Here is a 12,609-nt window from a genome sequence, read left to right as displayed (position 1 = left end):
TCCAGATTCCCGTCGACGTCGTTGGCGACCACATCGATCACCACCAACGTCCCCTCAGGCGTCGTCGCCGAATCATCAACCGCCACCGGCGCCAGATACGATTCGAGGTCGGCCAGAACGGCGTCGGAGACTGCACCGGTACCACCGAGGACAACGATCCTGGCGGTTTCGAGTCGGAGGAGTTCTTGGCGAGTCTCCCCCGGGATCACGTTCTGTCCGACCAGCAGCATGGGCCCGCCTTGGTGGGCTGCTGCAGGTCCTCCTGACATGGCATCCGGGTAGTTGAGACCGGTCGCGATGTAAACCACGGGGACTCCCGGAGTGAAATAGTCCTGGGAGATGGCTGCCGCGGTCGCATACCGATTCGGACCTGACAAGCGTCTCACCGCGCCGGTCGTGTAGGTCGCGAGGGCCGACTCGACCGACGATGAAACCACCCCGGTCCCTCCGAGAATGACGATCTCATCCGGCGCGAGCCGCTGAAGCTCAGCAGCGGTGGCGGCAGGAATCGAGCTGCCGACGAGAAGAATCGGTCCCCCTCTGAGTGCTCCAACGGGACCGCCCGCGAGCGCATCGGGAAAGTCCAGCCCGGTAGCGATGTACGCGACGGGAACTCCGGGCGCAAACGTGGCCGCAGACACGGCTGCGGCGGATGCATACCGATCCGAACCTGACAAGCGTGTCACCGCGCCGGTCGTGTAGGTCGCGAGGGCCGACTCGACCGACGGCGAAACCACGCCGGTCCCTCCGAGAATGATGATCTCAGCCGGTGCAAGCCGCTGAAGCTCATCAGCGGTCGCTTGCGGAAGGGTGTCGGTGGCTACGAGAAGGATCGGGCCGTCGCCGCCCGTGGCCGCAGCTCCGGCAAGGGCGTCGGGGAAGTTGAAGCCGGTGGCAACGTAGGCCACCGGAACGCCCGTATCGAACGCGGCCGCGGACACCGCCGCCGCTGTCTCGAATCGGCTGGCGCCCCAGATTCGCTCCACTACGCCCTGGGTCAGCGACCCGTAATCCGCGGCGTTGGCCTGCGACAGTGGCACGACGGCCGATCCGATGGTGATCCACAACGTCACTGCAATGATCGTCGACCTTGCCCGCAGCAGTCGCCAAAGGGCAGAGATCAGACTCTTGGACGTCATGGCATGCCTCCCCGCGTGCACCGAATTTGGTCAGGCAACCACTGTACGTAGTCATTCCGGCAATATCAAGAGGTCCTGACTGTGGAAGTTCGACGCCCCACTGCCCGATAGCCGCCACCGACACCGGCCTGTCCTCCAATCGCGTGCGTCAGACTATCGGCCGTCTTCCCGCTGATGGGTGCGGCGATGTTGAACAAGCAGTCGGCGAGGGCGGTGTACTCGGGTGCGTGGACACAACTCCGAGAGAACTTCCCCGACATTCCGACTCCGCCTCGCCCATCGAGACCGACGCGATTCGCTCAGCGCTTCAGCACGCGCTTGGCGAGCCTTCGGGCACTTCGGTACCAGCCGTACAGACCCGACGTCGCATCGTTGAAGGGAATCTCGAGCAGTTCGGGCCACTGGGACGTAATGACATCGTTGACGACTCCATAGTCGCGGCGGTACGAGGACGGAAGGCTCATCAGCGCTTCGAGAAGGCGGCGATCGGAAAACGGGTAGAACACGAACTTGGAAGCATCGGGGTATCCGTACGTGAGAAAGCCGCCCCAACCTCCGAAGCGCAGCTCCAGAGCCCGGACATCGAAAATGGTGTACGGATCGTCAACCGGTAGGCCTTCGAACCACTGTCCACCACGTTCGACAACTTCAGGCCATGTCGGATAGTCGCGCATCTCGAGCACTCTCGAGATGGTGAGACGCTCAGCTTCGTCATCGAGTTCAAAGAACACCGGCATGCGGGTCATCTCTGCTCCGGTCCCCGCGATATATGGCATGGTCGGGTCCATGCCGGACATCGTGTTCACTGCTGACTGACAGCGTGCATCGGCAGCGGCCATACCCCCGGTACGGTACAGGAGCCTCTCCACATCCCGGTCTGTGGCCGGCCGTCTGTGAATCACGCGGTGGCGGATCTTCATCGTCCTGGCGATGTGACGGGCTACGGCCACATCAATACGCCCGTCATGATCGGGAATCTCATAGGTGACGAATTCGATATCGGATATGAGGCCCCGGGCGCAGGCGAGCATGAGACGCGTGTCCATCCCCGCAGTGAGCGACATCTGAGTTCGTCCGGTCTCCACGACGGCTCTGATGTTTCGACGAATCCTCTCTGTGACGAACTCGATGACTTCTCCGATGTCCGTTGTGAACACGATCGGTGCCCGCGGCCAGTGACGAACGGCCCGCCAAGTCGAGAGGTCCAGGTAGTGATCGGGCGGCAGCCAGTCCACCGACATGCGCACCGTGAGACCGAAGTGGAGATGGGGATCGTATTCGAACGGGCCCCTGCCCCTTGCGAACGCGAGCCGATCGTCGCCAGCTTCGGCGTATGGAATCAGAAACGCGGACGATGCAGCGATTCTCTGATCCGCGCTGAACATCACGCCAATGGAGCCGGCACCGTCGAGATAGAGTCGAGGCACGTCGAGCCCAACGATGATCGCCGCGAATCGACCCGCAAACTCGTCCAGAAGGCTCTCAACCAGGTCTGTACCGACCGTTCGAGATCGTGAGCCCACCTCGAAGTCGGCAGTAAGAAGTGCGCCCGTTTCCACGATCGGCTGACCCAGGATCCATCCGACGGGATCTCCCTCGCTGGTGATGTGCATCACCGGGAGCGCACGATCGTAGACCAGATGCCAGGATCCAATCGCCTCTTCGCGCCATCCGGTCGGCGTCGCGATGGCCGCTTCCGAGAGTCGAAACTGGCCCACGAGTTCGGATTCATCGAATCGTTCGATGAGTTCGTGTGGCCACATCACCTCGGCATCACCGATGTCGGGGCGCCGCCTCAAAGACCAGATGTGCTCTGCCACGCTCCCCACCGTCCACCGTCCCCGCAAGCCTACACAGGACAGCCACTGCGTCTGACCGTGATGCCCACTCTCAGCGTTGCTTATCATCCATCCGAGAGAGAGACCCTCCTCGACGCAGTCACAAACCGTCTGGCACGGCTGCGGAGGCGCCGACACGCGCCGTACACTCCAAAGGTAGCGCTGTTGTACGGGAATTCGGCAAGTTCCGGCCATGTGTCGGCGACAACATCGTCGGTGAGCCTCTGGGCACGCTTGTAGTCGCCTGGCAATCGCAGAATCGCGTCGATGATCCGCCGATCGTTGAACGGATGGAAGTGGTAGCTGCCGGCGCGGGGGAAGCCAAACGCGTACCACGAGTCGTATCCGCCGGTTTCCTGCTCGATCTCGATGAGGTCCAGAATCGTGAGAGTGTTCTCGACAGGAAGCTCCTCGAACCATCGAGCCCCGCGGCTCGTGATCTCCGGACGCCTCGGAATCCCTCTGCGGGCCAGGAACTCCTCGAGGCCAAAGTCGGTGCCCGCCCGATCATCGGGCTTCCAGTGGTTGGCTCGTCCGATCTCACCGCCGAGTCCCATCAGATACGGCTGGTGTGGATCCAGCTGCGCCATCGTTTTCACTGCCTGCTGGGCTCTCGGGTCGCGCAGCATGCATCCTGTGCGATATGCGTATTGCAGCATCTCGAATTCGCTCGCTCTGCGACGGCGGATAGGTCGATGATGCAGCCCGAGGTCGCGCGCGATGCGCGGTGCGACATTGCGATCCGTCCGGCCGATACGGTCGGGTAGCGTCAACGTGACCAGCGTGATGCCGTCCAGACAGTCACGGGCGCACGCAAGCAGCATCCGTGAGTCCCGCCCGGCGGTGAGTGACATCTGCACTGGTCCGGCACCCACGACTGCACCAATGTTCTTCTTCAGCGCCTGCTCGATGCACTGCACCAACCCTGACGGACGGTCGGCCACGTCGAGTTCTCCGGTCGGCCAGTGACGGATCCCGTGCCACTCTCTCAGGTCCAGGTAGTGATTGGGCATCAGCCACTCGACCGAGTGGCGGAGCGTCAATCCAAATGGGGAGTACAGGCGACCTCCAGGAATGGACAGCGCCTCTATGAGATCGGCCCGGTCCTCGGTCTCGGAGGTGTAGGGGATGAGAAATGGAGAGGAGGCAGCTATCCCTTGTGAAGAACAGTACAGAATCCCGAGTGACCCCATCGGATCCAGGTACACCCTCGGATTCGACGGGAAGAGCAAGAACGTGACGAACCGGCCGGCCAACGCGTAGAGGATCCGCTCGATCTCCCGGTAGTCGGGCACGGTCGTATCGATCGGCAGATCGACATCTCGACTGATCAGTGTTCCGTCCGACGATACGGGATAACCCACGATCCAGCCGACCGGCTCACCCGCCGCCGTGAGCTGCATCACCGGAATCGCGTGGTCGCACACGAGTTGCCAGCGCCCAATCCATCGTTCGGCCCATCCGTCCGGAATCGGCATTTCCGCCGCCGAGAGCCGATAGTGACCGACCAAATCCTCGGCGCTGAATTGCCCAGCGAGTTCAGACGGTGCAGCACCGATGACGGGACCGTCGGCATCGGTGTGTCGCCTCATGTCCCCCCCTCAACGCGCGCAGCGCTCCTGAAATCACCCTACTCCCTCCTTCTCTTCTTCCTTACTCTTTCCTCGAGCTGCTTCAGTTCGCAGCATGGACACTCGGACACTCGGCGCAAGGATCCCCGTAATGGCGGGTGGGCCAAGCGGCTCTCTGATACCGCTGCCGTCTGATCTACCTCAAGACCTTCTTGGCGAATCTCCTAAACCGCTGATAGGCGCCGTACACCCCGAACGTTCCTTCGTTGAAGGGGAAGCGCCTAAGTTCCGGCCACGTCGCGGCGATGATGTCGTGAACCAGCAGTTGATTACGCCGATACTCGGGCGGCAGCCGCAGCATCGCTCCGAAGATTCCTCGGTCGTTGTAGGGAAAGAGGTGATATCTGCCTGCGTGCGGAAACCCGTACATGAGAAACCCATTCCATCCGCCGAGGCCTCTCTCTATCTGAAGGAGATCGAGCTTCGTGCGTGTGTCGTGTACTGGAAGTTCCTCCAGCCAGCGTCGGGCGCGAGCCAGGATCTCCGGATGCGGCACTATCTTCTTCCGTTTGAGCACGCTCTCGGCTGTCAGCGGAGTCGACGGCGTATCGTCGGAACGCCAGTAGAGGCCACGGGCGACTTCGCCACTCGTGCCGAGCAGATACGGTTTGTTCGGGTCGAGCCGATCCATTGCCCGTATCAACCGGCGACCTCTTGGTTCGTCCACGATGCACCCGGTCCGGTACACCCACCGAGCATCGTCGAGACGCGTGTGCTTCGATGCTCGAATGAGCCGATGGCTGAGCCCGAGACTCCGAGCGATCCGCGGCGCGACATTTCGGTCGGGTCGGCCGATGGTGTCGGAGAGTGAGAATGTGATGAAGGTGATGTCATCGAGGTACTCACGGGAGCAGGCCAGTAACGCTCGCGAGTCCTGTCCGGCGGTGAGCGACATCTGCGCCGGTCCCGAGCGGACCACCGCACCGATGTTCTTCCGGATTCCTCTCATGATCTCGCGCACCATCGTCGCCGGGTCCTCGACGTATTCGATATCGCCGGTCGGCCAATGCCGCTTCACTGTCCAATCCGTGAGATCCAGGTAGTGGTTCGGCATGACGTAATCGATCGATGCTCGTGGCGTCAGTCCGAACGGGTAGATCGCCTCGGAACCGGGGACTCCGAGCGCCTGAACGAGCTCGGTTCGGTCGTCAGGTGGCGAAGTACGAGGGATCAGGAACGGGGAAGAAGCGACGATTCTCTGATCGGCGCTGAAGAGCACCCCCAATGAGCCCATCGGGTCCACGTATACCCGAGGCCGATGAGGTGCGAACAGAAACGCCACGAACCGCCCACCGTGCGAGTACAGGATTTGCTCGACTTCCTCTTCGTGTCCGGCATCCCCATTCTCGAATGACCAGTCGAGATCCCCGATGACCATCGTCCCTTCGGGTGACACCGGATAACCCACCAGCCACCCGATCACGCGGTCTTCCATGATGATCCGCCTCGCTGGAATCGCACGATCATGCACGAGCTGCCAAGGCCCGATCCGGTGCTCTCGCCAGCCGTTCGGCACCTCGAGAGAATCCGAGGACACACGAAACTGCCCGACCAGTTCCGTCACGTCGAAGAGCCCTTCGTACCGTGAAGGTAGGTAGGACGTTCCGTCCGTCGGAAGGTCTTGGCGACGCTTCACGGTGGGAACGGTACCCGTTCGTCCAACCGCTATGCCACTGACACGACGATTGCGGCGACACAGTCGCCGAGCAGACGAGCGAAACTCGCCTCTGGCCAGCGATCGTGGCCGGCCCGAGCCGCCTTCCGTTGTCACGTCGTTCCGAGTGGCGGGACTGTGCCACTCTCGACGAGGCCGCTAGCATGATCACGCAGAGTGGCTCGACGCGTTCCACGCACATCTGCGATCGCCCACGGCCTGATCTTCTGAAGCCGACGACAAAGTAGCCATGTGAAACCGATGCCGCCGAGAAAACAACGGATCAGGGCCGCGTGGAACTGGCTCCTCCATCCCAGCGGGAGTCTGACGAACCGCACCATGAACGCCGGCGTCTGGGCGTTCGCACTCACAATGACGATCCGTGGCCTGCGTACGGTGCGCGTTGTCATTCTTGCCCGGCTGTTGTCACCTGCCGACTTCGGCCTGATGGGGATTGCTCTGCTGACCCTCGCGTTCCTCAACACATTCACAACGACCGGTTTTGACCAGGCCTTGATCCAACGCAAGGGAGATATCGACAGCCATCTCGATGCGGCCTGGACGGTCGCGATCCTCCGCGGGTTCGTGGTCGGTGGCGTCGTCATCCTCGCAGCTCCGCTCGTCGCAAGCTTCTTCCACACCACCGCGGCGACAGGCATCCTGCGCGTCATGGGACTCAGCATGGTCATCTCGGGCTTCAAGAACGTGGGAGTGATCTTCTTCGACAGGGACCTCCAATTCCGCCGTCGATTCGAGTACCGATCGATACCGCATGTCATCGATCTCGTCGTCGCGGTCACCGCCGCTTTGATCTTGCGGAGCGTTTGGGCGCTGGTGCTCGGTGTCCTAGCCCGGGAAATCTCGACGACGATCGCTTCCTACATCGCGCATCCCTACCGGCCACACCTCAGCTTCGACCGTCGCAAGATGCGCGAGCTTCTCAGTTTCGGTATCTGGGTGTTCGGCTCGGCCATCCTCTCGTATTTCATGGCAAACCTCGACGACATCGTCGTGGGGCGCGTGCTCGGAGCGACCATGCTCGGGTTCTACACGACGGCGTACACCTTGTCTTCGTTCACGAGCCACCAGATGACGGGTGTCATCACCGAAGTCGCGTTCCCTGCGTATTCCAAGCTCCAAAGCGACAAGGAACGTCTCCGCAACGCCTACCTTCGGACACTGCGCGCCGTCGCACTGGTCGCGTTTCCGGTCGCGGCCGGCCTGTGGTTCGTGGGGCCTCAGTTGGTCGGCACGTTCATGGGCGCCAAGTGGCTGCCATTGATTCCCGCCTTCAACGTCTTGCTGCTGTGGGGCCTGTTGCGATCGATCGGGTCGACAACGAGTCCTCTCCTCTTCGCGGCAGGCAGGCCCGACATCAACACGAAGCTTCAACTCGTAATGGTGCTACTCCTGGCAGTAGCGATCTACCCCTTCACCATCCAGGGCGGCATCGTTGGCGCTGCGTGGGCAACGGTCGTTACCGGGGTTCTTCCCGTCGGCTACGTACTCCTGTTGACTGGACGTTTCCTCGAGACCAAGCGCTGGGCCATCTTCCGAACCCTCGTCGTGCCAACGGTGTCCTCACTCATCATGATCGGTGCACTTGTCCTTGCTCGGGGTCCCCTCGGGTTCAGCGCCGGACCCTGGCTACTCGCATGGGGACCCGCTTTCGGAATCCTCGTATACGGTGCCGCCATTCTCCTTGCCAGTCGCACTCTTGGGTACAGCCTCCGGTTGCGAGCCTGATCGCCGATCTCTCACGCGAATCAACACCGGTCCGGATGACACCCGGCGTGTGAACGCCGTGGCGGTAGGCTCCCTGGAACGGCACGAGAGCCGACCTCGACCACGACGGTGGCTGGATGAGCAACATGAGCGGCCCGACACTCAGCGTGGGTATGCCCGTCTTCGACGGAGAAGCCTTCATTGCCACTGCCATCGAATCGATCCTGAACCAAACCTTCCGAGACTTCGAGCTCATCATCTCCGACAACGGGTCGACAGACCGCACACAGGAGATCGTCGGCACCTACGCAGACACCGACCACCGGATCAGGTACTACCGCCAGGCAGAGAACTTGGGTGCGGCTGCCAACTACAACTTCGTATTCACAAAAGCAACAGGTAGGTATTTCAAGTGGGCATCCCACGATGATCTGATCGCACCGACGATGTTTGAACGATGCCTCGCCGCGTTCGAGTCGTGCCCGTCCGACCTCATCCTCGTGTACCCGCGTACCACGCTGTTGACTTCCGAGGATGAACAGGACCGGCACTACGAAGATCGTCTCGACCTGAGACAGACATCCCCGCACGAGAGGCTGCACCACCTGGTCGCAAATGTGGAGCTGTGTAACGCCGTGTATGGGATCATCCGGTCCGATGCGCTCCGACAGACCCGCCTCATCGCACCGTTCGCGAGTTCCGATGAGGTGCTGCTCGCGGAGCTCGCGCTCCTCGGTCGTTTCTACGAGGTTCCCGAGTATCTCTTCACTCGACGCCTCCACGACGAACGCTCCACCGTGGCACATGCGGCTCCCGAAGATCGAACGGCGTGGTTCGACCCGAAGGCAACTCAGCGCCGCTACCTGCACAGGACCACAGTGTTTGTGGAGGACATGAGATCGATCCTCCGCTCCCCTGTCTCGGTTTCCGAGCGCATGCAGTCGCTAATCGCTCTGGGCCGGGGATACCTGCCCCGATGGTGGCGGTTGATGGCCCGAGAACTCCAACATGCCACCAGCCCGAAACGCGGGTGAGCCCATGAGATTGAGCCTCTTTGACGACGTTGCAGACGGGCACCACACCGCCTATCTGAACGGAATCGTCTCGGCGGCGCTGGATCACGGCGACTACGTGGTCGCTGCATCGCCGGAGCCGATTCCAGGATTGGACGGCAAGCGAGGACGCTGGATTCGCGTCCCCGAGACGCGACACCGCCAGGTCATCACCGGCCGACGCGTACTGAACCGCGTGATCCGGCTCTGTGCGTCGGAGCAGATCGACCTGTTTGCGAATCTCTACCTCGACAAGACGATATGGACTTGGCCGCGAAACGGGGCTCGGATCGCGAGGACCATCCATGTACTGCACCACGCACATCACTACCTCGACGATCGACGAGGTCTTGCCCGCCTCCGAACGCTCTCGGCACGAAAGCGATTGCTCTCATGGGTCGAACGCGGCGAGAGAGTCGTGGTCCATACCGTGCGAGCCTACGAGATCCTTGCCGAGTTCCTGCCCAAGGAGATGATCGTTCGAATCGGCTATCCGGTCGAAGCAGGCTCTTCGACGGAGCGCCACCCGCACGCTGACGGGACGTCCCGTTCCAGACAACTCCTGTTTGTCGGTCAGGCGCGTGTCGAGAAGGGGGCAGGAGTCCTGCTCGAGGCACTCCGATGTCTCCCCGATGATGTCGAGGTCACGTTCATCGGCCCCCAGAATCCCTCGAGGCGCGCGGAACTCGAATCCCGTGGTGGCGCCTCGCGCATCACCTGGATCGACCGGTATGTGTCGGACGCCGAACTGGCCCACTCGATCGACAGCGCCGCCCTGGTCGTGCTGCCCTACCTCGACAGCTTCGGTCGACATGGGGGTGCCTCTGGCGCACTGCTGGATACGTTGGCACGCGGGCGACCGCTCGTCACGACGTCGGTGCTCGCTCCCCAGCTCCCATCCGACTACGAAGGCGCCGTGGTGGTCGAACCTGATGATGCTCGCTCGCTTGCCGACGGCATCATGTCCGGACTCTCCCATCTCACCGAGCTCAGTCGCGGAGCAGAGAACCAGGGTCCGGCATTCATCCGCGATCAGCATTCGTTCGAAGGATATGTCCGTGCTCTGCTCGCAAGCGATGACAGCTGACTGGCATCGGTACGACTACCTTGTGGGAAACGCATCAGGCACAGAAGGCGCTCCGCATGGACAGGGTTGGCTCATCTCCCGATAAACCGGCGACCGACGCGGATAGGGTCGCACACCGTCCGCCGAGCGACGCCCCTGCTCCGGCCATCGTGATCGTCGCGTACGATCGACCCCGTACGCTCGTTCGACTGCTTGGCAGCCTAAAGCAGATTCGAATTCCGACCGGTGAGGACGTCCCGCTGGTGATCAGCATCGATGATTCCGTAGGCGCCACGATGGAGGTCGCACATCGATATGACTGGCCGTTCGGGCCCAAACGCATCATCGGACACAAGACGCTTCTTGGGCTTCGAGCGCATGTACTGGCCTGTGGTGACCTCACGACCGAGTACGGCAGCATCATGATGCTCGAAGACGACCTGTACGCTTCGCCGGATGTGTATCGCTATGCACAGGCCGCGGCGACCTTCTACGGATCGATCGATTCCGTGGCAGGGATCTCTACGTATGCATATCGACTGGACGAGTTGCTCCTCCTCGCATTTCATCCGCTGGACGATGGGTTCGATACGTTGTTCATGCAGATGCCTTCGTCGTGGGGCCAGCTCTGGACGGTCGAGCAGTGGGCCCGCTTCCGATCCTGGCAGCGTTCTTCCCAGCCCATATCCCCCGGTCGACTGCCCCGGCAGGCAGCGGAATGGCCTCCCGAGAAGTCGTGGAAGCGATCGTTCCTGGAATACCTGATCGACACGGACCGCTACTTCGCGTTTCCCCGCGCATCACTGACGTCGAACTGTGGCGACGCGGGAGAGCATTTCCGCCGTGCAACGATCAACTTCACGACGCCACTGGCGTACGGACCGCGAGACTGGCGTTTCGCTCCCTGGAGTGAACGCGCCATCCGATACGACGCATGGTTCGAACCGCATCCTGACACCATCGCTTTGAGATGGCCCGATTTCGGCGGCAGCGACATCACGGTCGATCTACGAGGTTCGAAGCAGCCGAAGCACGTCACGACGAGCAGACTGCTCTCGAGCCGTCCAAGTTCTGAGCCCGACGTGAGTTTTCCAATGCTCTTACAGCCCGAGGCCCTCAATCTCGATCTGCCGGGACAGGGGGCGTTCTTTCACCTGGGACCCTCGTCCAGCTTTGGTGAACTGCCTCCCTGGAAACGACGGCGCATGATCGAGGCACTCAACGGTGAGATCGGCAGCTCGGTCGCCCGTGGCATCCTTCTCGACCGTACGATACGCCGACTCCGGCGAGATTGGAGCGACTGGCGAACGGAGTGAGTTCGTCCTGTCGAGCCAGGTTCGAGACGGACTTGCATCCCACCACACCGACCGACCCCATGCAACGACACGACCGATGCGCAATCCCGTTCACCCGGCCCGGCACTGGCAAACTTTGGCTGCTAGGGTGGCCGAGCAGGGAAAGCGGACCGGGGGGGCCGCGTGGGGGGTTGGAAGCCATCGCGACAGCGCATTGCGACGCCGTATCTCCTCTATACGATCACGGTGCTCGTATTCGTCGGGCTCGTCCTGATAAAGCCGGCGTTTGGACCAATTGACGACTGCGGCTTCTTCACCACGGTCATGCGCGGCGTGCGAATCCCCTTCAACATCGCGCCGGAGATCGGAAGGTTCTTCCCTCTCAGCGGCCAGGAGTACAACCTGGTCGCACTGTTCTCGACAGAGCCGTTTTGGTTTTACACAGTCAACGCCGTTGAGCTGGCCATCTTCTCCGTTGTCCTCTTGAAACTCATGGGAGCCGCCACCGACAAGCCTGCGCTGATCACCGGAGTCGCCGTGCTCCTGTTTCTCTCACCCGCCTTCACAGACTCATGGTTCAGACTTCTGGTTCCTGAGCGCACGTCCGCGCTGCTTTTCGGCATCTTCCTCGTCATGTATGCAAGAGCACAAAGGACACGGAAAGCGGCACCTGTCGCCTTGGCGGTCATCTCGGGCACACTTGCTCTGTACTACAAGGAACCTGGGTTCCTGGCATTGGGCACATTCGCCACCGTCCATCTCGCAATGACGTGGAAAACCTCTCCACGCCTTCTCAAGCTCTTGGATTGGTTGCTTCTGACGGGCTCGGCAGCGTTTCTTCTCACCTACTTCATCGTCGTCTATTCGCACCGAGGCGAAGCTCTCTACGGTGCCGACAATATCGCCAGTGTCCTTATTCTGCCGCGCACCGTCTTCACCTACACAATGACCGATCCGGCTCTGATACTGGGCCTGCTACCCCTTGCTGCCTACCGGGCATCGCTCATCCTGCTGAGAAGAACGCAACCTCATCCACTCTTCGATCCGATGCTCGCCGCCGGCACGGCTTACGTCCTGGCCTATTTCGTACTCCGGCTTCGTTCTCCTCACTATCTGAGACTGCGCGGTGAGGTGGGGAGCCGGCGGTTGATAATGCTGTGTTGATGGCCAGAGCCCCTCGATACTCGGTGATTGCAACACCGCCGAGTG

At 61.6% G+C, this 12,609-nt stretch carries 9 protein-coding genes; 5 read left to right on the top strand and 4 right to left on the bottom strand.

Annotation, left to right across the window (positions count from 1 at the left end):
* The 4 genes from GWP04_10595 to GWP04_10580 form a co-directional block, all read right to left on the bottom strand.
* The coding region (locus GWP04_10595) for a hypothetical protein (GenBank protein ID NIA25999.1) at window positions 1-1,139 on the bottom strand (1,139 nt) is incomplete at its 3' end.
* 299 nt (window positions 1,140-1,438) lie between these two features.
* The gene (locus GWP04_10590) at window positions 1,439-2,959 is read right to left on the bottom strand and encodes a hypothetical protein (protein ID NIA25998.1); all 1,521 of its coding nucleotides are present in this window, start codon (window positions 2,957-2,959) and stop codon (window positions 1,439-1,441) included.
* Between the two features lie 83 nt (window positions 2,960-3,042).
* The gene (locus tag GWP04_10585) at window positions 3,043-4,569 is read right to left on the bottom strand and encodes a hypothetical protein (protein ID NIA25997.1); all 1,527 of its coding nucleotides are present in this window, start codon (window positions 4,567-4,569) and stop codon (window positions 3,043-3,045) included.
* A 175-nt stretch (window positions 4,570-4,744) separates the two neighbouring features.
* Window positions 4,745-6,244 carry a hypothetical protein gene (locus GWP04_10580; protein NIA25996.1) on the bottom strand — a complete coding sequence of 500 codons (1,500 nt, stop codon included), beginning with the start codon at window positions 6,242-6,244 and terminating at the stop codon, window positions 4,745-4,747.
* A 357-nt stretch (window positions 6,245-6,601) separates the two neighbouring features.
* Between GWP04_10580 and GWP04_10575 the strand changes: the two genes are divergently transcribed.
* The 5 genes from GWP04_10575 to GWP04_10555 all read left to right on the top strand — a co-directional run bounded on the left by GWP04_10575 (window position 6,602) and on the right by GWP04_10555 (window position 12,564).
* Window positions 6,602-8,008, top strand: a complete 1,407-nt coding sequence (locus GWP04_10575; GenBank protein NIA25995.1) for an oligosaccharide flippase family protein — start codon at window positions 6,602-6,604, stop codon at window positions 8,006-8,008.
* A gap of 116 nt (window positions 8,009-8,124) precedes the next feature.
* On the top strand, window positions 8,125-9,021 hold the full coding sequence (locus GWP04_10570; GenBank protein NIA25994.1) for a glycosyltransferase: 897 nt from the start codon (window positions 8,125-8,127) through the stop codon (window positions 9,019-9,021).
* 4 nt (window positions 9,022-9,025) lie between these two features.
* Window positions 9,026-10,126, top strand: coding sequence for a glycosyltransferase (locus GWP04_10565; protein NIA25993.1), 1,101 nt, complete (start codon window positions 9,026-9,028; stop codon window positions 10,124-10,126).
* A gap of 56 nt (window positions 10,127-10,182) precedes the next feature.
* Window positions 10,183-11,421, top strand: coding sequence for a glycosyl transferase family 2 (locus GWP04_10560; protein NIA25992.1), 1,239 nt, complete (start codon window positions 10,183-10,185; stop codon window positions 11,419-11,421).
* A 162-nt stretch (window positions 11,422-11,583) separates the two neighbouring features.
* Window positions 11,584-12,564, top strand: a complete 981-nt coding sequence (locus GWP04_10555; GenBank protein ID NIA25991.1) for a hypothetical protein — start codon at window positions 11,584-11,586, stop codon at window positions 12,562-12,564.
* The last annotated feature ends 45 nt before the right edge of the window (window positions 12,565-12,609 follow it).

Source organism: Gammaproteobacteria bacterium, assembly GCA_011682695.1.
Lineage (GTDB): Bacteria > Actinomycetota > Acidimicrobiia > Spongiisociales > UBA4744 > BMS3Bbin01.
Note: the sequence above shows the minus strand (reverse complement) of the source record. Positions and strands in the feature narration are given on the sequence as shown.